The organism is Leptospiraceae bacterium, from assembly GCA_025059995.1.
GTDB lineage: Bacteria > Spirochaetota > Leptospiria > Leptospirales > Leptonemataceae > SKYB61.
Window position 1 is genome coordinate 1 of sequence record JANXCF010000007.1, and the last position, 26,242, is coordinate 26,242.

A 26,242-nucleotide genomic window follows, 5' to 3' on the forward strand; every position below is an offset into this window, starting at 1 on the left:
GCACCTACCGTTTTCTCTTCTGGATTACACAGGTCTTCCTTCCGCAGGTCTCCCCGCAGGTCCTTCTGCACGAAGAAGAACCGATAGTCTTTTAGCTCCTCCTCCAGCGTAGGTTTTCGAGGGAAGTTTACCTGCGTAAATTCGCCTCTCTCTACGAAGCTCTTCATAGAGAGCGTAAGCTGGTAAAAAGGGTGCTGGCTGTCTACCGGCTCTGAACCGTAGAGCTGAGCTAGTTTTATTGCGTAGTTAATCTTGTTCTTTCCTAAAGCCTTACAAGCCCGCTCGTAGTCTTGACCTCCCTCAGGCTTTATAAGATTAAGATTGAAAAAGAGGAAGTCTAAAAAGTCCTCTTCCAACGCTTTTGCCCAATCCACGAGAGGTATGGCGTCTTCAAGCTCGCCGTATTGAAGAAGAACCTCAAAGGAGAGCTCTAGATTTTTGCCTCCTCTCTGTTTGTGAATCTCTTGGTCCTTATCCCCTACGAATAAGGTCTTTATCCCAAAGCTTTCGCAGATATCGGTTATCTTTTCGCGGTTATAGACGCCGTCTATGTGAAGAAGAAGCACGTTGTGCCTTTCGGGTCGTGTGCCCGTAGAGCGCAGAAGAGAAGAGTAGACCAGCTTATAGCTAAAGCCCTCTACCAAAATCGCTCTGTCCGCGAAAAAGAGCTCCGCCTTGTTCTGGTCTGTCATCATGTACCAGCCCGCAAAGTCCTCGGCGTGGGTGTAGACCTTGCTCTCTACGACTCTGACAATCTGGGAAGGCTTTAGCATAGAAAGGGGAATGGCGGAATGAGTGCTAAAGAGGAGCTTAAACCGGTCTTTGTTCTCTTCAAAAAAGTTGATGAGCTTGTTCATGTACTCCCTGAGCAGGTTGAGGTGCAGGAAGACCTCAGGCTCTTCTATGACGAATATGACCTGGTCCTGATTACCTATGCGCGGGTAGTTGAGTATAGCTTCTATTGCGAAGATGGCTTGCGTGCCAGCGCTGAGCCGCTGAGGATTTAACCGCCTGCCGTTCAGCTCTACCTCAAAGGAGTTCCCTTTAAAGGAGTCCCCTTTTATCACCACTACCCTCTTGCCCAGTATATCGGAGACGCTTTTACAGACATTTTCCAAAGACTGGTCAGGGTAGTTTCTCAAGAGCTCTACGAAGTCTATGTCTTTGCCCTGTGCTTGTTGTTCGATCGGTAGAGGTTCGTAAATGCCTTTAGTACTTCTTATTTTGTAGCACTTATTTGCGGATGTTTCTATGCTTAAGACCGCAGGCTTATTCGGCTCTTTTTTCTCTTCATTTTGCACTTGTCTTCTATAAACTGCCTTGTTTACCGCATCCAAGATGGTGGACTTGCCAGAGGCATTCTTGCCAACAAGGGCATAGACAGGATAGTTTGAGAAGTCTATCTCCACCTTCTCGCCGAATGCTCTGAAGTTTTCTATCGATATTTTTGCCCTCATAATCTTAAATTTTAACTATTAATCTCGTCGAAATCAACCACAAGTGCGGGAAAATTTAAATTCAAGAGCGCCATCAAGTTCCACAGAATAAATCTCACCAATGCAAAAAGCTTCGCAAGCTCGTATATACCCATTTTTCGCAAGTCTATTCTTTTTTTTGTTCTTCGCTGATGCCTCTTCATCAACCGATCCTTCAAAGACACAAAGACAATTGGAAAATGTCTTTATCAAACTTTAACAACATACCCTTGAATTTCTCTACCTCGTTTCTGTTGATTACACATACAGTAAGCTTGTGTTTAAGGCGCCTAAATCTGTTGAAATAACAATAGTTTTTTCTCTCATACTTATTAATAGAGTTTTTCAAAAGCCAAAAAGTTTCAATCTCTTTTCATTTTTCTAAAATCGAACCTTAAACGGAAGGGAATTTTGTTAAAACTATGTTTCATTTCCTGAGACCTCACCCTATGAGATGGAGCACCAATTTTCCTTCACCCTCAAACCCATAACGATGGTTTGCATCAACATCAAGCCAGAGCTCTACGGGTATTTGGTTCAGAATTCAGAAGACGATATGATTGAGTATTTTCGCTACCTACTCCATAAGTACAAAGTGTTTCTTTTAGCAGCAAAAGTCGTTCACATCAAAGGAACATCAACCACGGAGTATCAACCACCAACAAAGGATTACATACGAAGAACCATAGCCATGGACCCATACCTATGGAAGGAATACAAAGAACTCAAAGAAATGACAGGCTACTCAATCAGCGCCATCATCCGGATCTTTCTCGAATGGGAAATGAGCAGCAGAGGGGAAAGAGTGGAAATGTGGATACCAGTGGATTTCCGTGAAAGCCTGCTGGACGACGCCGAAGTCCACGTTTCCAATAACTATTTCCTGAGCCTCACGGCGAGTCGGCTGGACAGGCTGTTAGAGTATGTTTTCGTGGATGATTCGTGATGGGGGTGTTGTAGTGTAGTGATTTATGGTGGATTTTTTTTCGCTTAGGTTCAAGCCCTCAGTTTGACGTGTGAGCATACCTTTTTTCGAAAGAAACCTTGATTTTCTCGCCGATTTTGAGGAATGCCACTTCTTTGGCTGGGTTCGGTTGAGCTTGCCTCCAGTTTTCGTAAGTTTCTTTTAACAACTTCGGGGGCAAGTTCATGGGTTCCTCTGCTAAGTAGAATGTGCCCCAGTGGATGGGGAAAAGGATTTCTGCATCCAGGTCCAAGAAAGCCCGAAAGGCTTCCTGAGGATCCAAGTGAACTTCTTGCATGAACCAACGTGGTTCAAAAGCCCCAATGGGAATCAAAGCCACCTTGGGTTTCCCGATTTCTTCTCTGATTTCTCGAAAGAATCTTTCATATCCAGTATCACCCGCAAAGTAGAAATCAAAATCGTGGTCCCTATCCTTCACATACCAACCAGCCCAAAGGGTTTCGTTCCGATCAAAAAGGGATCGAGCTGAAAAATGCCTTGCCGGCGTGCAAAAAACCTGTATGCCATCGAGCTCCACGTACTCCCACCAGTCCAACTCAACATAGTTCGAAATCCCCCATTCATTTAAATGATTTCCTACCCTTAGTGGCACAAAAAATAGTGGTTTAAATTTTTTATCAATTTCTCTTACTGTTTTTTCATCTAAATGATCGTAGTGATTATGGGAGATCAAAACAAAATCAATCTTGGGTATGTCCTCAAGAGAAATGGCGGGAGGTCTTTGCCTCTTCGGACCAGCAAACGAAACAGGACTTGCCCTCTCACTAAAATGAGGATCAGTGATAAAATAGTACTTCGGAGACACAATCAACACTGTCGAATGCCCAATCCAGTAAAAACGATAGGAATCCATCTCTTGTTGGATTTCTTCTTTTGAGAGTTTCACGAAATCAGCAGGAAAGATTTTTTCTTTTTCATCGCCTGATAGGATTTTACTAAAAACCCAAAAAAAGCTTTTTACAGGATCTCTTTCAATCGAAGGATAGGGATTACGAAAGCCATTTTGAGTGTGGTGTTCCTGATGATAAATCTTCAATCTCTTGATTTCCATCTTTTTCGCTTGATGCTCTTTGGGATTGCTATTGACCATACAAAATTCGAACAACAATATAAGAACTACTAATTTCCTCATGTTGAATTACAAAGAAATCAACTTTTCTTCATCGAAAAGAAATTCATTTACTGAATAGGAATTACTAGTTTTCTTGCAGTAAGATATGTTTTCTTTGAAACTTGTCAACGGCATCATTTATCCTTATTTTTTGATGTTTCTTTTGGCGAGCTTGTTTTTGCTTTTTTACTACCGTTTTTTGATCCTTCGTTATTTTCTTTTGTCCATCAAAATTATTTCGGGGGTGTTGGATTGGAAAGGATCAAGAGGTAAAATCACACCGGGGCGTGCGTTTTTCGCAGGCATAGTGGGTTCTTTTTTTCCTGGGCAGGTGGTGGGACTTTCCGTTGCCCTGGTAATCTCTGAGCCCCCGATCGTAATTTTACTCATGATTTTCCATTTTCTTCAGACCTCGCTTGAGTTTGTTCTTTCTGCCATGAGCTTTAAGTTCCGATACCGAAACGAGTCTGGAAACTTAGAAACAGGTCTAATTTTGGGAATAGATAAGTATTCCAGAATTCGGTGGTTTGGCATTCTTTATGGATTATTTTTTGGAGTTTTGAGTATCTTCTATGGGATTTGGAATTTATCTTTTGTTGAGGTTATCAATCAAACCTTTTATCAAAGAATAGACTGGAAGATGGAGTCCTCAAGCATCATGATCTTATTTTTGATTTTCTTGATTTTGATTTTTAATGGGGGCATTCGAAGGATTGGGGTCTATGCAAAAATCCAAGCATATGTTTTACTACTTGTTGTCATACTGAGTTTGCTCATAATACCAGAGTTTTTTTCTTTTTTTGCTTCTGCTCTCAAGGATTTTTCAAAGTTGTTCCATAAAGAAAACTTCGACCAAACCATCAGTGCCACCATCCTGTATTTTCTTTTTGCTGAAGTCCCCAGCTACAAGCTCAACATCTTCTCTGGTTTCGTGCGCACGAATTATTCCGCTAAGCAAGGCATAGCTACACTTCTGTATCCCATCTTGCAGTCTTTGGCTCTGATTTTGTTTTCCCCCGTGATTTACGAAATCCTCAAAAATTCTTCTATCCCTTTTTCTTCTTTTAGTGATTTGCCGCAGCTGATTTTTTTTCTTCACACAAGTTTGATTTCTAGCTTTATCTTGGGTTTTTCTTCTGAGCCTTATCTTGATGTTGTGATTTGGGCGATGTTTTTTTCTTTGGTTTTTTCGTCGTTTTTGACTTGGTTTTTCTCTGGAAATCTAATCCTTCGGCAGGTATTGTTTCGCTTTCACTTACCTAATTTCTATCCCGTTGTAGTGATTCTGATTTTTCTTTATTTCATCTTTTTTTTCTATTGGGAGAACGAGAAAGTGATGTACGTCTTTTATCTGCTTTTTCTCTTTCTTTCTGGGATTGTGGGGATTTTTTCTATCATCTTTGCATTGATTTATCACATCCTCGGAAAGTTCGAGTTACAAAAATACGAAGCCTCTTACGAGGGTGGAGTGGATTTCTCTCGAGACTTGTTCGTTTTGTTGTTTGCCATTCTACCTTCGAATTTAATTTCCAAAATTTTTGGTTATTTTAGCCTGATTCGTTTCCCTCAACCCTTGATGAAGTGGATTATTTTGGTATTTACGAAAATCTACAAAATCAACCTATCAGAAATCAAAAAGGACCTCAAAGAGTTCCGAAATCTCAATGAGTTTTTCATTCGGGAGCTCAAAGAAGAAGTCCGTCCCATCGACAGAAGAAAAAAAATCCTTGTCTCTCCCGTGGATGCAACTATCATAAGAAGGGGAACTATCAATGAAGGATTTCTCATCCAAGCAAAAGATGTTTATTATACTTTAAAAGATCTCTTGGTTGATCCGGATTATCTACCTGTTTTTGAAGGAGGAAGGTACATTGTTTTATATTTGAGTCCTCAAGATTATCATCGCATACATGCCCCTTATGATTGCATCGTGGAAGGATATACTTACTCTCCCGGAAATCTATTCCCAGTGAATGAACCAGCAGTGGAAGGAATGCACGGATTATTTCCAAAAAACGAACGCCTAACAACCTTTTTGAGAACTCGTTTCGGCAGGATTGCGATGGTGAAAGTAGGAGCTACCAATGTTGGACGAATCCGAATTCTTTATGACTCCATCAGAACCAATGCATGGATACGAAGAAAGAAAGCCGTTCGTTATCCCTACAAAATCCTTTTCAAAAAAGGACAAGAGATAGCAAGGTTTGAAATGGGTTCGACCGTGATTTTGATTTTCGAAAAAAACACAGTAGAATTTCTTGAAACTGCCATCGAAGGTATTAAAGTAAAATATGGGGAAAAAATAGCACGATTTCAAACACCATGGAATACGCAAAAACGATAGAGTCCAAATTCAAAGAAATTGAAATCATTTTTGACTCACTTCCCATTGCTATTTTTGCCATCAACCAATTGTTTCGAATCCTTCGCTTGAATGAAACAGCATTAAAATTCTTAAAAGAAAACGATTATCGTTCTATTCTCAATGAATTATGTTATGCAAAAATTCACAAAAGAAACGAAATTTGTCCTTTTTGTCCTTTGATGAATGAATGGAATGGAATCTCATTTGATCAAAAACAATATCATCGAATAGAAAAGATCATTTCCAAGAAAGAGGAAAAAGAAACCATCTACAAAATTACTTTTATTTTGGTTTCCTATGGAAGATTAAGAATGATTGAAATCATCGAAGATATCACAAAAGAAGTGGAAAAACAAGAAGAAATGATTCGTATTGAAAATTTAGCCTCTTTAGGGACCATGATTTCTGGCATTGCTCATGAACTCAACAACCCCTTGACAGGAATTTCGTTAAATTTACAAAATCTCATCTCCAACATTCCTCATTATTTCGAAAATCAAACAGAAAAACAACAAGAGGTATTATACCGACTTAAGCTAATCCAAAAGGATCTGCTAAAAGCCAGTTCGATTGTATCAGACATCTTGAGTTTATCACGTCCTGGACTGAAAGAAAAACACCCTGTTGATTTGATTAAAGTCATTCATCGAGCAAAAGATAATACCATAAGGATATATCCGGTTTTGGCAAACAAAATCCGGTGGGAAATCCAAGAAATGGAGTCTCTGTTTGTTTTAGGCAATGCAGATAAACTCGAAAGAATGTTTTTCAATCTCTTTCGGAATTCCCTTCAAGCCTATGACTACAGAGAAGGAGTGATAAAAATACAATTCAAACTTTATCCTGACAAGGTCCTCGTGATGGTTTATGATGAAGCCGGCGGAATCCCCAAAGAAATTCTAAAGAAAGTTTTTATTCCCTTTGCTACGACGAAAACGACTTCCAAAGGCACGGGATTGGGTTTGTCTATTTGTTTTAGTATTGTTAAAGAACACAATGGCAAAATCAAAATTCGCTCTCACGATGGAAAAACCACCTTTTATATTTCCTTACCCCTTCTTAATAAGTAATGAAGTTTTATAAAGTTTTGATCGTCGATGATATTGAATCAATTCGAGTAGCTATTCATGATTATTTGAAATCAGATTATCAAGTTCTTACAGCATCGAATGGTTTTGATGCTTTGAAGATTTTAGAATCCCAACACATCGATATTGTGATTTCTGATATTCGCATGCCAGATATGGATGGTATAACCCTAATTCGAAAAATCCAAGAACTCTACCCCTTTACAAAATACTCATTAATTACTGCCTATAATATCAACGATTACATCAAATATGCACGGGAATACAAAATTTGGAATATTATTCCTAAATCCAGTTTTTTGGACCTAGGGTTTATCAAGACAATGATTTATAAATTACTAAGTAACGATATTTTTGGTTTCGATAAGTATTTTGAGCCCTTACAGCAAAAAAAGATCAAGCTTGTAGAACTTTATCGTATAGCAAAAGAGAGAAACGCCAATTTAGAAGATCGAACCGTGTATCACATCCACGTTCATACCGAAGAAGAACGAGATAAAGCCTGCGAAATGATTTTTCTTTTATTATCAAAACATCAAGCCCCTAAAAGTATCCGTTTGATTTTGGAAGAGTTAACACTCAATGCCAGAGACTATGGTTCAAAACAATTTCAGCTACCCATTAAAATTCAGTTTGGCATATTCGAAAAAAGGCTGCTTTTGGGCGTCAACGACTTTAGTGGTAAGTTGAATTTTCAAGAAGTGCTACGTCGATTGGAAAGAAATATCACCTATGATTTACATGGACTTCCTATGTCTATTCATGATGAACGTGGAAGGGGAATCTTCATTGCTCGAGAAAACTTAGATCATTTGATTTTTAATATTAAAGAAAATCAAGAAACCGAGGTTTTAGGGATTTTGGATTTGGAAAGTGAATTTCGAAACAAAACCATATCTATGTATAAAATCAAAGAAAGTTCAACTCCAAATATTCCCGATCCAAAAAAACAAACACTTTATGATGATATAAAAACAACATAGGTTCATAATTTTTCTCAAAAAACAAAGAAAAGATTTGTTCTCCTTCGAGGGAGTAAACTTCAAGATTCTGAGGTTTTACAACAAAGAAAAGATTTCCGTAGGAAAGAGAATCACCAAGAAAGTTAGTATGAAGTTTTAAATCCTTCTGCGTTCTGATTAGATTTTTAGAAACTTCTTCATTGGTTTTGGTTTGTGAGGTGATTTCATATACCTGAGCTTTTTGAATAAGGATTGTGTTTTCTCCATTGGGAAACATTATATTATCTTCGTAAAAAACAAACGGAAGGGTAAAGGGAAAAACAATCGGACTTTGGATCGTATTTTTTGATTTTAACGTCAAGGTATCTTGATGTCGAATATCAAAAATTTCAAAAACATCTTGGTTCTGACTATAATAATGAACTGCCAACTCTTGATCTCTTAAAGATAGGCTTTTAAAAAACGAATTTGGTTTTTGCAAAAAAAACTCAAAGGACTGGTTCTTATAAAAAGAAACCAATTTCCCATCACTAAAAAGAAAAAAACATATATCATCTTCTGTATGGCATTTTATATCCACTAAAAAAGAACCGTTCACTTGAACCAACGAATTTCCGTTCAAATCGAGAACTTCAAAAGCCGTTCTATCAGAATTAATCAGGAATATCCATCTACCATAGGGCTCAAAGTAGGGATAAGAAAATCGCTCTTTCTTCCAGAGGAGCTGCTCAGGGGAAATAAAATATTCAATACTACTTCCTACTTTCTGAAAGCGAACAAATCCATTCGGCAAAATTGAAAACGCATACAAAAATTCCGAAGGTAATGGATATGCTTTTTGTTGATAAAAAAACTCTTTTTTATGAAGCCATTGAAAATCTTTCTGTTCGTTAAAGTTTTTTAGCGAAAATTGAATTGGGGGAATGTAGATTTCTTCTTTTTTGAATAGAAAAGAAACAAGAAAAAGATTCAAACTCAAAGAGAGAAATAAAATAAAAAACTTCACAATCTATAGAAATGAGCTGAGTTCTTTGGCGTTTTTGCCTGTTCGTATTTTTCTTAAGGCTTTCTTTTCGATTTGACGAACCCTTTCTTTTGAAAGTCCAATCATCTTTCCTATTTTTTGGAGGGAATACACAGGTCCGCCATCGAGTCCAAACCTAAGCATGATGATTTTTCTTTCTCTTTCTGTTAGCTGATCGAGACTTTTTAGTAGCTCTTCTCTGAGTTGTTGGAATTCAATCTGGTTTGATGGTGATTCGACTTTTTGGTCATGAACTCCATCTACCAAAGAGAAATCGTCTGAGTCCACCAATGGAGCATCTAAACTAAGATGTTCTTTGCTAAGAAGCATTATATGATTGATTTCTTGGAATTTTTTTTCTGATAACTCCATTAAGTTTTTCTTTGCATTCATTTCTTCTTGAGTTTCAAATCCGTTGTCTAATTCGTTTAGCTTCCTTAATTCAGCAATTTTGTTCAAAGGAAGTCGTATGAGCTGAGATTTTTGTTGAATTGCGTACTTAATGGATTGACGTATCCACCACACTGCGTAGGAAATGAAGTGATAACCTCGTTCGGGATTGAAACGCTCAGCAGCACGGATTAAACCCACATTTCCTTCGTTAATTAAATCCATCAAGCTCAAACCAAAGGATTGGTATTTTTTAGCAATGGTCACAACAAAGCGAAGATTGGCACGGACTAATTTATTTCTTGCTTCTTTATCTCCCTGCATGGATTTGAGGGCAGTTTCATATTCTTCTTCTCGGGTTAGCATGGGGATTTTGTGAATTTCATTTAAATACCAATTCAAGATGGAATCACTAGTGCTTGTATGTTTACTACGCTGATTTTTTGATTCAAAATCATCTAATTCAATGGAATGAATAAACTCTTCTTCTAAGATTTTTAGCTCCTCTTCAGGAAGCTCTTGTTCAGGTAAAAATTCAATTTCATCAAAGGGTTCTTTATAAGATTGCACTTTTTTATCTAACTTTGGTTTTTTGGGTTGATCTTTGTTTTTGGGTGTTTTCTTTTTCATTCATATCTCCTTTTTTCTTTTATATTTTTAGAATTATTCTAAATAAATAACAATTATAATTTCAAAATCGACAACTCAATTTTTTCTAACACTTAACATATTTTAAATATATATGATTCACATTCAATAAAAAAGTTTCATTGTAATAGAAAAATTTTTTATTTTCAATTTTTCGAGTTTTAAATCAGCCTATAAATGAAATTTACTCAAAAATTATTCAAAAGACTGAAGGATTTTCATGGGATCTTTTATGTCCGTTGAATATTCTTTAGGGGTATCAATTTTGGGTAATCCAGAGGGAGGAGGTGGGCTTTTGTTGTCAATTTTTTCTTCACCGCATGGACCTCCAGGATGAATACAAATTTTCCAAACACCTACTCGAGCATCATTCTCAAAATTTCCTGATTGGAAAAAACCACCATTCGGAAAAAAATAAACCCAATATCCATTAGCTAAACCCTCTTTATAATTTCCTTGAAAAAACAACTGTCCATTTTCGTAATACTCTTTCCACTCACCATTTCTAATACCATTAACGAAATTTCCAATGGATTTTATTTTTCCATTTTCGTAGTAAAATTTCCATTCTCCTTCTTTTCGATTGTTTTTGTAATTACCTTCTGAGTGCAAGGATTGATTGGGATAATAAAATTTCCAATACCCTTCCATTCTGCCATCTTCGTAGGTTCCTTCTGCTTTTAGGTTTCCATTTTCATACCAAAACTTCCAATTTCCTTGTCTTTTTTGATTTTTGAGTTTTCCCTCGGCTTTTTTAATTTTGTTAGCATACCAAACGATTTCATATACTGGATCCTGATAAAGATATACATTGTGTTTTTCTATGAACTGAGCTCTGGAAAAATAATCTTCATTCGCATTTATAGCTCCAAGCCAAAGAAAAAACAAAAGGCTCACTAAAACATAAATCCTTTTCATAAAACGTCCTTGTGGTTTAAAATATCGTCAAATTCGAGATTTTATTGATGTTCTCTGTAAGAAAGATAGATTTTTTCTTTGAGTTCTTCAATCTCTTTTTTCCAAAAGAGGTCCTTTGCAATCAAATCCTCGATCTTTTTGATGGCATAAAGAACACTGGTATGATCCCTTTTTCTGAGAAATTTTGCTGTGTAGCTTAGAGTGTAATTTCCTAACTTGACGGCAATATAGGCAATCATGTGTCGTATCAAAGAAACGTTTTTTTGCTTTTGGTTGGATAAAATTTTCTCTATGGATATGTTGTAATGATTACAAACCACCTCAGCAATCACTTCTATAGGAACATTTAAGCTTTGATCATAATAGGGTTGAAGGATCAAATCAATTTCAGAAGTTCTTAGTTTTGATGGCTCTGAGGAAGAGAAAGCTAATTTTTCTATTGATGACTGTAAATAACGCACATCTCCCATGAGCTTTATGGCAATGTGTTCAATCACGTTTTGCGGCAGGATAATCTGATATTTATTTAAATAATGTTTGATAAGAGTGATTTTGGTTTCATAATCAGGATAATGGAGCTGAATTTTATGGAACATCAACAAGCGAGAATAAAGGTCCTTCTCTAACTTCAGATAGGGAATATCTCGGTCGGATAAGATTACCAAAACCTGATTTTTTTCGTAAGAATAATCAATAAGATTTCGGATTTCTTCTTGGCATTTGATGGCGGAGGGACGAAGAAATTGAAAATCATCGAATATCAAGATACTATGGGTTTTGATTTTTTCTATCCACGTGATGGTATTTTTTCTTTTTATGGATAAAACAAATTCATTGATGAAGTTAGGAATTGTGATATAAAAAACCTTGTTTTGGTGTATTTTTTTCCATGTTTTTGCTAAAGAAGTTTTCCCTGAACCAGATTTCCCGTAGATATAAATGGGTCGAAAAAATTTATCAACTTGGATTAATTTCGTTAGTTCTTCATAGTTTTCTTTGGCTGGATAAAAAATATCTAAATCCCATATGTTGTTTGTGTTTTTCTCATTTTGGTTTTGATGGATATCACTGGAGATGGCGTATTTTAATTTGTGTTTTAGGGTTTGTGTTGGATAGTCTCGTTTTTGTTGATAAAACAGAATGTTTTTGATTTTTAAATTTTCTTTATAAAAATCACTTATGATTTCTTTTAGGATTTCGCTATACCGTATTTCGATATGTTTTTGGAGTTTTTCATTTTCGGTAAAAAGTATGATATTTTGCTCTTTGTCAATGAATGCATATATTGGTTCAATGAAGTGACTAAAAAAAGGCTCAGGAATGAGTTTTCGCAATTGATTTTTGCACAAATCCCAGTTTTGTAGAAATTCATACTCATAGGTTTTTATGATGTTTAAAATATTTTCTTTTTTTAGAGAAACTCCACTAATGGTCATAGAACTTACCTTTGATCGTCGGATTGCAGATATCTTAAATTTATTTCGAATGAGGTTTTGTTATTGATAAGAACTTTTTTTCTTGTGAGATTTTGATGACTACTTATTGTCAATATCCATAAATTTTTTATATTCTTGTTTTTTATTTGTATTTTTGATAAAAATCAAACTTGATGAATCTATGAACCACAAATCCATTATTCAAAAGATCATTCAAGAAATATACACAGAGATTCGAGCAGAAAAGCTTTTGAAAAACAATCTCAAGGAAAATAAATTTATCCAGCTGATAGAAAAATCCAAAATTTATGTGATTTCTTTGGGGAAGGCTGGTTTCTCTATGGCAAAAGCCTTTTTTGAGTATTTACAAGAAAATGATTTTGATGGTCTTTTGGGGGGATGTGTGGTGACACCTTATCGAACAAAAACCAGTGAAATTGCAAATTTCGAAATCATTGAGTCTTCCCATCCTTATCCTGATCATAATAGCCTTTATGCAGGAGAAAGACTATGGGAAATTGCTCATAGTTTACCCCATGATGTTGTGATTGTTTTTCTTCTTTCAGGTGGAGCTTCCGCATTGGTAGAAAAACCTATAGAAGGTATGGGATTAACCGAACTTCAGGAACTCACAAATAGCCTTTTAAAATCAGGCGCAAGTATCCAAGAAATCAATACCATCAGAAAAAAATTTTCTTATTTGAAGGGTGGTGGAGTTGCAGAACTTCTTTATCCCAGAGTTGTGTATCAATTTCTTTTGAACGATGTAGTAGGGATCAATACAGAAAAACATGTTTCTTCTGGTTTGTTGTATCCAGAAGAAATTCCTTTTCGAACCGTCCAAGAACTCATGGAAAAATACCAAGTCAAGACGAGTTTCGATCTTAGCAAACTGAGCTTTCCCGAAAAAAAGAGAACTTCCCTGAAAAAAACGTTTCTTGTGGGAAATAACGAAATTGCCTGTATCAAAGCCAAAGAAATATTAGAGTCCCATGGCTTCTCAGCATTCATCAAGAGAACCCAAATCCAATCAACGCTTGAGGAATACGAAAAGGAAATCCAAAAAAGTATTCAAGCTTTACTAAAAGAACCCAGACACCAAACGGCTCATCTCTGGGGAGGAGAACCAACTCTGAAGGTCACCGGAAAAGGAAAAGGAGGAAGAAACCAAGAATTGGCATTACGCATTGCCATTTTTTTTGAACATATCAAAACTCAGCTCCCCATGGGTTATGAGTGGGGTTTTGTTTCTATGGGAACTGATGGGGTTGATGGACCTACAGATGCAGCAGGAGCAATTGTCGATCCAAACACATATTCAACCATCTACGGAAAAACCCAAAAGTCAAAACTACCAGAAGCATTTTTGCAAGAGAATGATTCTTATCATGCCTTATTGTTGAGTGATTCTTTGATCAAAGTTGGCTATACGGGAACGAACTTGAATGACCTTGCTATTTTGTTTGTGTTTTGATTAGTCTTCTTGGTAGTAGATTATCTTTTTTTGCTTCTTGTCAAATAGGATCCAAACCTTACGAATGGTGGCATGGTTAGGATCCAAACTCTTGGGAAGGATTGTTCCTATTCCTGTGATGCGGTAGATTTCTCCTTCGGTCTTGAGTAATCCTGTGTATTGACCTCCTTTTCCTACGAGTTCTTCATAAAGGGTGACTCCTAAAGTTGTTTTTACTTGCAATGAGGGTAGGTTTTGGAGTTTTTTGAGATCCTTGATGTATCCTCCTTCTTGATTGCGGAGTTTAAAAATTTCTAACACTGCCTGACGTGTCATAGAATCCGAAAGGCTCATCAAAACATGATACCTTGCTGCATTGATATTGATTTTTCCTGTATCCGAATCCGAATACACATACGCAGTGATGTTGTTTTCTAAAATCCAATCATCAATCGTTAAAAGGGTTTTTTCGTCCTCAGTGAGAAATGCTAATTCCTTTTGTTCTTCTTCCCAACCCTCAGGAGCTCGAGAAGTAAATAAATACTCAGGCAAAAAGTCTTTTACTAAAAGTACCTCAGGTAATGTATAGAGAAAATCATTTTTGATTTCCTTCGGTGGTTTCAGAAGTTCGTAGTAGCTTCTTTCCGCTCCTTTTCCTTCTGTGATTTCGTTTTGATCAATCCAGTCAATGATGGCGTCAATGGTATCAATCGGTATACGAAATGAGGTAAACAACCGAATCAAAATATTTCGATACGTATCGTTGGGGAGATCATCGACTTTTCTTACTAAGAAATTCAAGTTGATTTTTCCGTCTTCGGGTTGGATGCTATATCGAACAAAACACTTGGGTTTGCAGTCTTCGACTTCTATATTGGGTGGATTCAATGCCAATCCCGTTTGGAACAAAAATTCCTCCGGGACTGTTTGAAGAGCTGAAAGTCCTGCTTGAAGTCCCGAAACCGCTAAAAGATATGCACGATATCCTTCAGTGAAATTTTTCGTAGTGGCATATTCTTGCTGGAGGTCATTCCAGAATTTCAAAGCCATCGTCAAAGAAGAAAGCCCCATAGCAAAGACCAAAAGCACCACTACCGAACCCCACTGAAATCGACTCCTACGAGAGAGCTTCATAATTTGGTGAGTGATATTTCATTTTTTCCATTCAAAAAGAAAATCTTTTTCTGGTTGTAATTTATCGAGGTGTTTTTGAAGGTCCTTTTGCTTTTCTAATTCTTGCTTGAGGGATGAGATGCCATCTTCTTCGACAAATTTTTCGTATTGATGATAGATTTCTTTAGCTATGGTTAGTGGAGTGTTTTTTGAATAAATTTTTGCATACTCATCGAAAAGAAGATCCTCGAAGATTTCTTGAACCCTTCCTCCATACAAGAGATCATTTTGGGGGTTTAGGGTTTTTCGCATGCTGTTTAGCATGATCTTTACGAATAAACTTTGGAATTCTAAAGCAGTTTCATAAAGGGCTTTCTTTTTAGGGGGCAAATTCTGATAGAAACTTTCCTCTCGATAAGGATATATTTTTCCGCTTGCTACCTTCCCTTGATTTTCGTTGGAACTCTCCTTCAATAAGGGGAAATAGTCATGAAGGGGTTTCTCGATTTTCATAGATCGCATATCGGAAAAAAGTTTTTCTCAAAAAGGAATTTTGTGTTGAAATCAAGGGTATTTCGAATTAAGCTTATTGCATGAGAAGATCCGTAATATTTGTCTTTATTTTGGGTTCGTTTTGCTTTAACGGATGGGAAAAACAGCATCAAAAGATGATTTCGGTATTGCGAGATTACGGCATCAAGGATGAAAAAGTTCTCCAAGTAATGAAAGAAATCCCAAGACATGAGTTTGTTCCTGAACCCTATCGCTCCTTTGCCTATGAGGATACACCTCTTCCTATTGGTTATGGGCAGACCATATCTCAGCCTTATATTGTAGCTCTGATGACGGAACTCTTGGAGGTCCAATCCACTGATAGAGTATTGGAAATTGGGACGGGAAGTGGTTATCAAGCAGCAATCCTGGGGAAGTTAGCAAAAGAAGTCTATACAATTGAAATTGTCGATGAACTTTGCCAAAGATCAAAACTGACCCTAAAGAAATTGAATTTTACTAATGTGTTTGTGATTTGTGGAGATGGCTATCAAGGTTATTCTGAGAAAGCCCCCTTTGATAAAATCATGATAACAGCTGCTCCAGAAAGAGTTCCACCCAAATTGGTAGAACAGCTCAAAGAAAATGGCATAATGGTAGCACCCATTGGTGGAAGAAAAGAAATTCAGTATTTATATAAATTTTATAAAAAAAATCAAACATTGATTGAAAACCGACTCATCCCCGTTCGTTTTGTGCCCATGATTACAAAAGAAGAACTAAAATAATCACAAGCTTTTCACAAAAGAATGAAAAAGCGAGTGTTTAACTATAGGATGATCTTTGCTTAAATCACTAAGTAGTTTCTTCATTTTCAAACGCTTACTATTTGGCAAAGAATTACATAGATTACAAGGAAGGATGGGAAAGTTCTTTTGTTTTGCAAACTGCTTGATTGATTCTTCATCCACAAAAAACAAAGGTCTAATGATTTTGATACCTTCTTTTTTGGTTTTGTAAACAGGTCTCATGGAAAAGAACTTACTTTCGAAAAAAAGATTCAAAAGTAAAGTTTCTATGACATCGTCTTTGTGGTGCCCCAAAGCAATGGAATTACAGCCAAGCTCAAGAGCATAGCGTGTCAAGATCCCTCTTCGTAATCGACTACACAAGGAACAATAAGTTTTGTGGGGTGGAATCTTTTCTTTCACAATTTGATACGTATTTTGGTATGCAATTCGATAAGGAACATTCCATTTTTCAAAAAGTTTTTGTAGAGGTTCTGGATCCTCTCCTGGCTGACCTTGAAGTAAATGAAAGGCAACGAAAGAAAAATTCAAAGGAGCTTTTTGCTGGAACTCTTTTAAAAAATATAGCAAAGTCAAACTATCTTTACCACCACTAACTGCGACTAAGATTTTATCTCCATTTTGAATCATGGGATAGGTTGATAAAGCTTTCCCTATCTTTCGTCTTATCTTTCGTTCCAGGGTTTTAGGATGTACTTCTTGATTTGTAATGTTCTTTGTATTGTTCATGGGATTTGGACTTCGCTGAGAACTTTTCTAAAATTTGTTGAGTATTTTGTTTTGGGATTTAATGGATCTAAAATCCATTCTCCGTCAACCACAAATTGATAATGATAAGTTCCTTTGGGAAGATAGGTTTGATATCGATAAAATCCCTTTTTATCTTTGATCATTTTTGAGGTTAAATTCCAGTAGTTAAAATCCCCAATCACGTGAACACTTTGAATTTCGTTTTTATTGAGAGCTCGTTTTAGATGATTTTCGTGAATGCAAAATTCAACTAAGTAAAACTCAAGATTGTTTGATGTGATTTCTTTCTTGAGAACTTTAAATGTTTCTAAGTAATCGATTTCAGGATCTTCAAATTGAAAAAAAGAATATTCTTGAGAATGAAGTAAGCGTTTTTCGGAATTGGTAGGATCCAACACCCAGATCCCATCCACATAGAACGAATAATAGTAATCTTTCAGAGCTTGATTTTGGATTTTTATGACAGGTTGAACAAAATAAAAGACTCCAAAAGGATTTCGTTCCATCGGGATTTTTTTGTAATTCGTAAAGTTTCCAGCAATAAAAACATTTTTTGCCCCTAAATTTCGATAAGTAAAAAGAATCCCTTTTTTAAGGATTTTTTTAGAAGTAGCATAATCCTTCCAATCAAAATAATGAATGTAAATAGGAGAAGAAGAAGTTTTTAGGTTCTCGAGTTCCGATTTTGTAAAGACTGGGATTTTCTGGGGTTCTTCTTCAAGAGGGAATTGGTAAAAAAACTCATGGCTTTGCAACATTCCAAATGAAAATAAAAAAAGAATTACTATTTGATAATTCATAGAATTCTTATTGACTTATTTTTTAATGTCGATAGAACTATCAGTTATCTTAAAAGTTTTCCTATGGCAATCGAAAACAAACAAGAACAAATCCAGAAATTTTTAGAAGGGCTTGATGAATACAATCCAGACTTTTTCTTTCCCTTCAATCGAGTTCTTTATCAGGATATCAAACCAAGGCTTCTCCCAGAAGACTTCGAGAAATATAAAAAGTATTTTCATTTTCCCACAGATGAACCACAACCACAAGAAAAAAAAGAAACAACTCCCACAGAAGATTTTGTAAGTGACCTTTATCTTGAAGAAACTCAAATACCAACTGAAGAAAAAGAAACTGATGAATTGTCTTTATTGAGTGAATTGGAATCTCTAAAATTAGACGAAGCTTCAGAAAGTTTAGAAATCCAAGAGCAAGAAAAAGAACAAGAAACTCTACAAACAGAAAGTCTTGATGTTCCTACTCAAGAATTAGAAGATCAAGCTATTCCCACTTTGCAAGATGAGTTTCCACAAGAAGATGGAATGGATACTTTAATTGAACCAGATCTTTCTGATGCAGCTTCGAATGTTGCCGATCTGGAGGTTCCAACTTTTGATGATATTCCTCAACCATCGTTAGATGAACTTTCTCCTACTACACCAGAAGAACCCCTGTCTTTTCCCGAAGATTTGGATTTGAAAGTGGATACAGATATAGAGCTACCAGATATTGAACCACAATTACAAGATGAATCATTATCACCACCTGATATGTCTTTTGACGTTCCTCAGATGGATGATTTATCTTTAGTTAACCTTGATGAAACTCCTAAGCTGGAGGATACTACACCTTCTGATTTTCAACCATTGGATGATCTCGGGAATATTGATGTGAACCTTGATGACTTGAAAGAAATGGAAAAGCAGTCTTTACTTCAAACGGGGATTGGAACAGATTATTCAGAAGAAGAACTGGCTAAATTAAGGCAGAATTTACTTTCTTATAGTGAACCTCTGAGAAAAGCCATCATCGATGCAGTCGTAAATGAAAAGATACCACGACCAGATCAGAAGCTTCTCGTCAACATGTTGATTGAAGAAGCAGAAGAAACCACGATAGCAGATTTTCTCGAAGAAAAGCTAGGATATCGTCCAAAGATCTCGGTAGATAGAACCAAAGAAGGTATCCCCATAATCTATACAGAAGAGGTTTCTCCTGAGGCACTCCAAAGACGTAAAAAGCGAGCCATGATTTTTCTTCTGGGAATGTTATCTATCTTTTTTGGGGTAGTTTCATTTTTCGTTGGCATTAATTTATTCAAAAGCTTAACAACAAAAAATCTCTATGAAGAGGGATTAGAAATCCTCAAACAAGCGAAAACTCTTTCTTATGGAGAAAAGCTAAAATCAATAGAATTGGCAGAAAGCTATTTCCAAAGAGCTGTAGTAAATCAAGGCACATATGACATTGATTATTTGAATCAATATGGTAGAGCTTATATAGAATTAGGTGAGTATGATAAAGCTTTTGAAAAATTATTTGGAAAAGTTCAGCCTGAATACTTTTGGAATTCTCCTACCCAAAGGGTTCCTTTGATTACAAGAAGTGGTCCCTGGTTTGATTGGAAAGAAATCCAACAAAATCGATATACAGAATTTTTTTCGGATGATAAAATCAAAAGACTTTTACTCATTCCTGGAGGATATACTGTCTCCAGGCTTCGTGATCAAGAATTTCACAAACAAAATCTTTTGGAATTAGGAAGATTTCATTCCTTAAACTTCCCTCATTTTTTAAATTCAGAACAGGGGAAAAAATACAAAAATGATGAATTAGCCATTGATTACTATCGAATCATACTCACACTTCTCGATCGACCAAATGATCCTGAAGCTCTCTCTGGAATTGCTTATATTTATTACCGTCAAAGAAAATTCAATTTAGCCTTAAGCAATTATCAAACAATCGTGGATCACTATCCTGATAACATCCTCGGTCATGATGGGATTTTAAACACCTACATTGAGCTATGGAAAGAAAATCAGGATCCACGATACGTGGTGGCTAAGCATCGATATTTGCAGAATTTAGGATTAGAGAAGAAACTTCCTATTTACACGTTGACGAAGTTGGCAGGGTTTTATATTGATTTGAATCCTGAAGAATTGAGGGTTCGGTATAATGTGAATCCTGTGAATGCCCTTAATAAAGAAACATTGGATGATATAGCCGTTTATCTTTTGGATTTAGCCTTTGAAAAAGAAGAAAAACGAGAAAACCAAATGATAAAAGGGAAAGAATATGGCGAAGGATTTTACCAACGGGGAAGGTATTATCAAAAAAATCAGCAATATCAAAACGCTGTCAGACAGTTTCAATATGCGTATTATTATGATCCTTTGCATTATCCCGCAGTATTAAAAATTGGGGAATATTACTTGTTCAAATTAGAAGATTATGAACGAGCTAAAGAATATTTTCTAAAGGCTTTGGAGACCTATCTTCAACACAAAGATTTTTATGGACTGCGCCCAGAAGACGAAACTTTAATGCATTTTGACTCTGGTTTGATTTACTATTATATCGCTAATGTGATTTTTCAAAAGAACAAAAAAGAGTTCATACCTTCTTTGGTCTCATTGAAGGAACCATCTCAAGAATATGAAGGTTTACTTAAAGAATTCAACAGCGCCGAAGAGTATTTAAACAAATCCTTAGAAAACCTAAAAACTCCTGAAAAAATTTTTGATGCAAGGTATCAATTGGGATTTATATATTACCTTAATGGGAATTTCGATCAAGCAATCAAAGAATGGTTTACGTTAGACATTCGTGAACTTTATGATAATCCCTATTTTTATTATGCCTTAGGAAACGTAAGTTTATTCAAAGAGCAATACAATCAAGCTCTGAATTATTACAAAATGGCAGAGAAGTTTTTTGAGTCAAGGACCAGATTTAACCAACAAGAAAGTAGAATTTTATATTCCATCTACAACAATTTGGGTGTTACTTATGAATTGATCTATTTTGAAAACGAATCAAACTTTACCAAAAGGAGATTGGATCAGCTAAAAGAATCAAGCTTGAGTTATTATTATAAAGCCATTGAATTTGCTCTAAAAGAAAATCTACTACCCACTAAAGCGAAAGTCAACTTAGAACTTTCATTCCGAAGGGACAAGGATTCTGTTTTGATTGAAGATGCATTACTTCCGATTTTTCCGGTGAATTAAAAATGAATTCCACCAAATGAGGAAATAATACTGAATAGCACAAAAAATCCAATCCAGTCGATAAGGATGTTTGATGATCCTCCAAATCCATTCTTTTCCATGTTTTTGAAAAAATTCTGGAATGCGTTTTTTTCCTGATAGTATGTCAAAAGCTTCATCAACCCCAATCACCACAGAATGTTTTAGTTTTTCTATTGTTTTGTTTCCGATTTTTACTTTATCTTTGTAAGTAAAAATTTGAAGGTTTTGGCGTATCCATATTTCTTGTTTTGGGAAGTTCATTCCAATCAGGATAATATCAGGAGATGTTTTTTTTATGGATTCTTTGATTTTTGTTTCCCATTCTTTATCGAAATTTCCTGATTGTTTGCCAACAATTCGAATTCCTGGTAAATTTCTCGTCAGGTTTGTATAGATCTTTTCTACATTTTCAATCTTCGATCCAAGTAAATAAATGGTGAAATCGGCTTTTTGGGCTAAACGAAATACGTCCATCAAAAAAGAAATCTTGTGGATGCGTTGTTTGAGTTCTTTTCCTAGCTTTTTTGCCCCCCATTGAAGGTTTTCTGATTCTGCCAATATCAAATCTGACTCCATGAAGGGTTGATATTTTTTTTTGTTTCGAATTTTGATAAACTTGATGGGATCGATAAACATCACCAATCGAACTTTGTCTTTTTTCTCTAAAAAAGAAAAAAGTTTTGCCATGGCTTCATCATGACTCACATTATCGATGGGAACATTCAAAAGAGAGATTCTTTGAGCTTTCGAAACATCAATTGATTTGTATTCGAGCAAAATGTCTCTATCTTCCCAAAGAAAAGTGGGGTTTTTCATAGGACTACCTTACGTGATTTTTGATTATTTTCATAACGTAAAGTCAAATTTTAAAGGAATTTGATTTTGAAGAAAACCCGAAATGCTTGCATAGTAAAAGTTTGTTTTTGTGCCCTGAAAAAAAGAATAAACTCGATCATACAAAATCTTTAAGTTTTCTTTTTGAATGCCACCAATAAAAACAAGAGACTTTTGGATTTGATTTTTTTTCACAAAGGAGAAGATTTTATTGAATTCTTTTTCGGAAACTACTGGATATTGAGAATCTTTTGTGGTAGTGGGGAAACAAGGACCAATAGCTAAATAGCCAATGTATTGATTATAAGTTTTATATAGAAACTCAAATTGCTCATAATTATGAGTCGATACCCCAATCAGGAATTGAGATTTCGTTTTCCATTCTTCGATGTTAGGAGCAAAAACAAAAGGAGCCTTCAAGAGCTGGTGAAATTCTTCTTTGTTTTGTTCTAAGTCTTCTACCCCTAAGTGGACTCCATTCGAATAGAAACAAAGCTCAAGATAATCGTTTAGTATGATTTTTACGTCTGGGAATTCTTGTTTGGTTTTCTTTATGATTTCTTTGATTTTCTCAATTGTTTGGTTTTTGATTCTGAGCTGATAGAAATTAGTTTTATATAAAGTTGCTGATACTTGAGAAAAAGAAATATTTTTTTGTTGTAGATAATCCCAGTCAACGATGGGATAGAGAAACATTTATCCTCCACCTACAAAACGAATGAGCTCAATTTTGTCTTCATCTTTTAGAACTACGTGTTCCCATTCGGAACGTGGTATCACTTTGCCATTGATTTCTATTGCCAAGGTATGTTTTTGTAGCTGAAATTTTTTAATTAACTCTTCTATTTTTGGTTCGCTTAGCTCTTGGATTGAGATTTCTTTTCCATTAACTAACATAGTTAAATAATACCAAATCTTCCTAGATTTTCAATGGAAAATTATTTAAATACATGTTTTTAATTTTGAAAGATAAAAAACACCTAAAAAAAGCAATAGTTCTTGACTAGAGATTTAAAATTAGTGAGTTGCAATTTAAAAAGGGAGGGATTTAAATGAAAATCAAAAAAATTTTCGCTTACATAGCAAGTTTGTTTTTTGTGTTTCAGAGTTTGTACTCAGAAAATACCGTTAGGATCGCACTGGATTTCAATTATAAGTTAAATTTCCAGCCTGAGTTACAAAAACGATTGAATCATATCAACAATATTAAAATGATTCGTGAAAATTTAATAGCAACTACCAATCAACAAATCCCTACAACAGGTTATTTTTCTTTTACGTCAGGATGGGAAAATTTTGGTGGTGAAGCTTTCACTCCAATAGAAATATTTTATTTAAGAGATGTTGGTGTTGGGAAATTTTATGCGGGTTTAAGAAGAGAAAGTTATAACTATGAAGGCAGATTTTCTATGTTAGAGACATATTCTTTTCAAATTAACTTTGCAGGAATCAACCAATCCACCAATTTTACTAACATTTTTCCCTATAGCATCACAGGATATAGCGTTGCCAATACTGATTTAGAGGTAGGTTATGAATTTAAGATTATCGATCCATTAAAGATAGGTTTTGGTATAGGTAGTAGAAGTAAAAATCGAAGCATTCAATGGACAACCTTACAAGGATTATTTACTATGTTAATTTCAACAAATGAACAATTGAAAAACGATGTTTCTGGTCTTTATAATCATTTGAATATCGAATATTTGTTAATTCCAAACTTAGGATTGTTTTTGGATTTCAAATCTGGAAGTATGACAGGTTCCGCTAATTCTAATGAAACAAATTTTTCTGTATTTTCCGTCATAAATGTAGATCCAATCACAACATTCGATTTGGTTCAATCTTTAGGTTGGAAAAGCCAAAGTGAATTTACTGAATTTGCACTGGGGGTTAATTTATATTTGACAGAGAACTCTAAAATAAAACTAGGTTTTGGTCAAAAATCATATACATATAGCTACTTAGAATCAACTAATGAGATTTCACTTTTACAAATAACCTCTTTGGGTGGTTTACCAATCAATTTAGAAAATCCATCGAAATGGTCGAAACCTTTTGATGAAGAACGTAGCTATTTTTCTGTTGGTTTCGAAGGAAATTTCGATTTTTAAATTTATAATTTATTATTCCTGCTCAGTCCTAAGGAAATTGGGACTGAGCTCTATGGATTTGAAAATGAGATTTCATAAGCTTTTGATTCAATAAAAATATCTAATAAATCGGAGTCTATTCTACCTTCTTTTGCTTCTATTTTTAAGATGTCTAAAGCTTGTTCTTTTGGTATGGATTTTTTGTAAGGTCGATCGGGAGCTACTAAAGCATCAAAAATATCAGCGATTGTAAGAATTCTCGTTTGAGGTAAAATTTCTTCTCCTTTGAGTCCTAACGGATAGCCAGAGCCATCCAATTTTTCGTGATGTCCATGAGCAATGTCAGGAACAAGTTTTAGATCTTTGGTCCATGGAATTTGTATCAAAAATTTATAAGTATGAGAAACATGGGATTCTATTTCAAGACGCTCTTGAGGATCCAAATTTCCGCGTCGCACCATCAAACTAACAAGTTCATTTTCTTTCAAAAATTCAATTATTTCTGTATGCTTTCGATTTTGAATAGTTAATTTACTTTTTGAAATCTTATCTAAGTTTGAAAAAACCTCTTTTTCTATGGTATTAGGTTCGTTTGACTGTTCAATCAAAGATAACATTTCTTTCAGTTCTTCAATACGTATTTCTAACTCAAAATCAAGAAATTTCTCAAAGTCATTAAAACCTGTAAGTCCATTCTTTTTTATGTAGTCTAATTTTTTTTGTGTATATTCATATTCAAGGGATCGGATGGCATATTTAAAGCGCCACTGGATTTCATTGAGTTGTTCTGAATATAGTTTTTTTTCTTTTACAAGAACTTTTTCTCGAACTCCTACTTTTCCAAAGTCGTGTAGTAATGCAGCATAACGTATTTCCTTTAATTGCTCTTCAGTGAAGTATAGATCTTTGTATTTTCCAGTGTGAGTTTTATTCACTGCGTTTGCTAAAGCTAAGGTATATTCAGCAACACGGAAAGAATGACCAGATGTAGTGGGATCACGTTGTTCAATGGCTATAACAGATGCACGGACAAAACCTTCAAAGAGATTATGTATGCTTTGGATTAACTTATGGTTTTCTATGGCAACAGCTGCCTGTCCTGCTAAAGCAAGAATTTTTTTCATACACTCTTGAGTGAATGGCAATACTTCTCCCTTTTTCATTTCTTCGTAAGTTAATTTCCGATAGGGATCTTTTCGCTTGTTTATGAGTTGGATGACACCTATGGTCTCATTTTGATAGTTTTTCATGGGGATTACCAACATAGAACGTGTCAAGTAGTGGTGTTGAATATCATATTCAGGGTTAAATCTATAGGGTTCATCTCCTCGTAGTGCATACACATCATCAATAATCAAAGGTTCTCCTGATAAAGCAACATATCCTGCAATTGAAGAAGAATCAATGGGCAATATAAATTCATTTTTTCTTAAATTGAGAGCTGACGTTTTGAATCTCAAGAATTTTTTTTCTTTTTGATATAATTTATCATCGGTTTCAGTGATATAAATTGATCCTCCATCTGCAGATACCATTTCCATAGCTTCTTTTAGAATGGTATCTAAAATAATATCCAAGTTCTTTTCATTTGATAACAATTGCCCGATTCGTATAATTCTAGACATTTCTTTATGGGCGATTTCTAATTTTGTCTCGAGGTGAAAGTTTTCGATTTGTAATTTCAAAGCATTGATTGTATTCAAAATGAACTTAGCATAAATTTCATGACTTTTATGATTTTGGATTTTCAGAATGAAAGAATAGATATAATCATTGATCTTTGTAAAGTCGTCGAAAGAAGTGTTTTCTTTTTCTAAGACTATTACTATAAAAAATTCACCTTTTTTGATATTGTAGTAAAACTTGCTTAAGTTCTCTACATTGTTGACAAAAAATGTTTCACTTATGAAAATCACTCCATAAGGGTAATAGTTTTCTGGATTGTTCAATAAAAAATTAAAATCACTTTTCCCTTCGAAGGAAAAATTCATTAACCAGTCCATCAAAGAGTCTGGTTGTTCACTAAAATACTCTTCAATCGGAATTATGATAATTTTGTTTGATAGTAAGGAAATAAGTTCTTTCTTTAAAAACTGGGATTCACCAAAAAGAATTGGGATAGTTATGAAATCATTATGAAAATGATTTCTTAAAGGCAGAATATCGCTTTTGATTTCAGCATATTTTGGATTTGTCATCAATTCATCAAGAAATGTTTTTTATCTTTAAAAAGCAAGAAAAAACTTTTCTAATGATTCA

The 26,242-nt window shown here is 35.2% G+C and carries 22 protein-coding genes; 8 read left to right on the top strand and 14 right to left on the bottom strand.

Features of this window, described 5'->3' with window-relative positions:
* Positions 1–1,457, bottom strand: a 1,457-nt coding sequence (locus tag NZ853_09520; GenBank protein MCS7205926.1) for an AAA family ATPase, incomplete at its 3' end; no start/stop codon positions are given.
* Positions 1,458–1,929: 472 nt separating this feature from the next.
* Here NZ853_09520 and NZ853_09525 point away from each other — a divergent pair.
* Entirely contained in the window at positions 1,930–2,421 is a 492-nt protein-coding gene (locus NZ853_09525; protein MCS7205927.1) for a hypothetical protein, read from the top strand.
* Positions 2,422–2,479: 58 nt separating this feature from the next.
* On the opposite strand, the gene NZ853_09530 is transcribed toward NZ853_09525, so the two are convergent.
* A complete protein-coding gene (locus tag NZ853_09530; GenBank protein MCS7205928.1) occupies positions 2,480–3,592 on the bottom strand; it encodes an MBL fold metallo-hydrolase in 1,113 nt (370 codons plus the stop codon).
* Between the two features lie 85 nt (positions 3,593–3,677).
* Here NZ853_09530 and asd point away from each other — a divergent pair, with 85 nt between their 5' ends.
* The 3 genes from asd to NZ853_09545 are packed head-to-tail and all read left to right on the top strand — an operon-like array spanning position 3,678 to position 8,007.
* Positions 3,678–5,915 carry an archaetidylserine decarboxylase gene (gene asd / locus NZ853_09535; GenBank protein ID MCS7205929.1) on the top strand — a complete coding sequence of 746 codons (2,238 nt, stop codon included), beginning with the start codon at positions 3,678–3,680 and terminating at the stop codon, positions 5,913–5,915.
* Positions 5,894–7,006: a PAS domain-containing sensor histidine kinase gene (locus NZ853_09540; GenBank protein ID MCS7205930.1), complete on the top strand. Its 1,113-nt coding sequence runs from the start codon at positions 5,894–5,896 to the stop codon at positions 7,004–7,006. The genes asd and NZ853_09540 overlap by 22 nt, the downstream gene beginning before the upstream one ends.
* A complete protein-coding gene (locus NZ853_09545) occupies positions 7,006–8,007 on the top strand; it encodes a response regulator (GenBank protein MCS7205931.1) in 1,002 nt (333 codons plus the stop codon). The genes NZ853_09540 and NZ853_09545 overlap by 1 nt, the downstream gene beginning before the upstream one ends.
* Here NZ853_09545 and NZ853_09550 read toward each other — a convergent pair.
* The 4 genes from NZ853_09550 to NZ853_09565 form a co-directional block, all read right to left on the bottom strand.
* Positions 7,934–8,992, bottom strand: a complete 1,059-nt coding sequence (locus tag NZ853_09550; protein MCS7205932.1) for a hypothetical protein — start codon at positions 8,990–8,992, stop codon at positions 7,934–7,936. The genes NZ853_09545 and NZ853_09550 overlap by 74 nt on opposite strands.
* A gap of 3 nt (positions 8,993–8,995) precedes the next feature.
* Positions 8,996–10,030 (bottom strand): RNA polymerase sigma factor RpoD/SigA, encoded by a 1,035-nt coding sequence (locus NZ853_09555; protein MCS7205933.1) that lies wholly within the window; start codon positions 10,028–10,030, stop codon positions 8,996–8,998.
* A 213-nt stretch (positions 10,031–10,243) separates the two neighbouring features.
* Complete coding sequence (locus tag NZ853_09560; protein ID MCS7205934.1) at positions 10,244–10,966, bottom strand: toxin-antitoxin system YwqK family antitoxin; 723 nt, start codon at positions 10,964–10,966, stop codon at positions 10,244–10,246.
* Positions 10,967–11,007: 41 nt separating this feature from the next.
* Positions 11,008–12,402 carry a DnaA/Hda family protein gene (locus NZ853_09565; GenBank protein ID MCS7205935.1) on the bottom strand — a complete coding sequence of 465 codons (1,395 nt, stop codon included), beginning with the start codon at positions 12,400–12,402 and terminating at the stop codon, positions 11,008–11,010.
* Between the two features lie 181 nt (positions 12,403–12,583).
* On the opposite strand from NZ853_09565, the gene NZ853_09570 reads away from it, so the two are divergent.
* The gene (locus tag NZ853_09570; GenBank protein ID MCS7205936.1) at positions 12,584–13,876 is read left to right on the top strand and encodes a DUF4147 domain-containing protein; all 1,293 of its coding nucleotides are present in this window, start codon (positions 12,584–12,586) and stop codon (positions 13,874–13,876) included.
* Here the strand turns inward: NZ853_09570 and NZ853_09575 are convergent, their stop codons facing one another.
* Positions 13,877–14,989: a type II secretion system protein GspK gene (locus tag NZ853_09575; GenBank protein ID MCS7205937.1), complete on the bottom strand. Its 1,113-nt coding sequence runs from the start codon at positions 14,987–14,989 to the stop codon at positions 13,877–13,879. It abuts the gene before it with no gap.
* Between the two features lie 18 nt (positions 14,990–15,007).
* Entirely contained in the window at positions 15,008–15,481 is a 474-nt protein-coding gene (locus tag NZ853_09580; protein MCS7205938.1) for a rod-binding protein, read from the bottom strand.
* A gap of 80 nt (positions 15,482–15,561) precedes the next feature.
* Between NZ853_09580 and NZ853_09585 the strand changes: the two genes are divergently transcribed.
* Entirely contained in the window at positions 15,562–16,248 is a 687-nt protein-coding gene (locus tag NZ853_09585; GenBank protein MCS7205939.1) for a protein-L-isoaspartate(D-aspartate) O-methyltransferase, read from the top strand.
* Here NZ853_09585 and ttcA read toward each other — a convergent pair whose 3' ends face one another.
* Both ttcA and NZ853_09595 read right to left on the bottom strand, forming a co-directional pair.
* Complete coding sequence (gene ttcA, locus NZ853_09590; protein MCS7205940.1) at positions 16,249–16,998, bottom strand: tRNA 2-thiocytidine(32) synthetase TtcA; 750 nt, start codon at positions 16,996–16,998, stop codon at positions 16,249–16,251.
* On the bottom strand, positions 16,995–17,819 hold the full coding sequence (locus NZ853_09595; protein MCS7205941.1) for a glycogen-binding domain-containing protein: 825 nt from the start codon (positions 17,817–17,819) through the stop codon (positions 16,995–16,997). Before NZ853_09595 ends, ttcA begins: the two co-directional genes overlap by 4 nt.
* A 63-nt stretch (positions 17,820–17,882) precedes the next feature.
* Between NZ853_09595 and NZ853_09600 the strand changes: the two genes are divergently transcribed.
* On the top strand, positions 17,883–21,035 hold the full coding sequence (locus NZ853_09600) for a tetratricopeptide repeat protein (GenBank protein MCS7205942.1): 3,153 nt from the start codon (positions 17,883–17,885) through the stop codon (positions 21,033–21,035).
* Here the strand turns inward: NZ853_09600 and NZ853_09605 are convergent.
* Genes NZ853_09605 through thiS form a run of 3 tightly spaced genes read right to left on the bottom strand, consistent with a single transcriptional unit; the run spans position 21,009 to position 22,787 of the window.
* On the bottom strand, positions 21,009–21,872 hold the full coding sequence (locus NZ853_09605) for a WecB/TagA/CpsF family glycosyltransferase (protein ID MCS7205943.1): 864 nt from the start codon (positions 21,870–21,872) through the stop codon (positions 21,009–21,011). The genes NZ853_09600 and NZ853_09605 overlap by 27 nt on opposite strands.
* 30 nt (positions 21,873–21,902) lie before the next feature.
* Complete coding sequence (locus tag NZ853_09610) at positions 21,903–22,586, bottom strand: thiamine phosphate synthase (protein ID MCS7205944.1); 684 nt, start codon at positions 22,584–22,586, stop codon at positions 21,903–21,905.
* Positions 22,587–22,787, bottom strand: coding sequence for a sulfur carrier protein ThiS (thiS, locus tag NZ853_09615; protein ID MCS7205945.1), 201 nt, complete (start codon positions 22,785–22,787; stop codon positions 22,587–22,589).
* A gap of 155 nt (positions 22,788–22,942) precedes the next feature.
* Here thiS and NZ853_09620 point away from each other — a divergent pair, with 155 nt between their 5' ends.
* Positions 22,943–24,004, top strand: a complete 1,062-nt coding sequence (locus tag NZ853_09620; GenBank protein MCS7205946.1) for a hypothetical protein — start codon at positions 22,943–22,945, stop codon at positions 24,002–24,004.
* Between the two features lie 50 nt (positions 24,005–24,054).
* Here NZ853_09620 and NZ853_09625 read toward each other — a convergent pair whose 3' ends face one another.
* A complete protein-coding gene (locus NZ853_09625; GenBank protein ID MCS7205947.1) occupies positions 24,055–26,181 on the bottom strand; it encodes a GAF domain-containing protein in 2,127 nt (708 codons plus the stop codon).
* Positions 26,182–26,242: the final 61 nt, after the last annotated feature.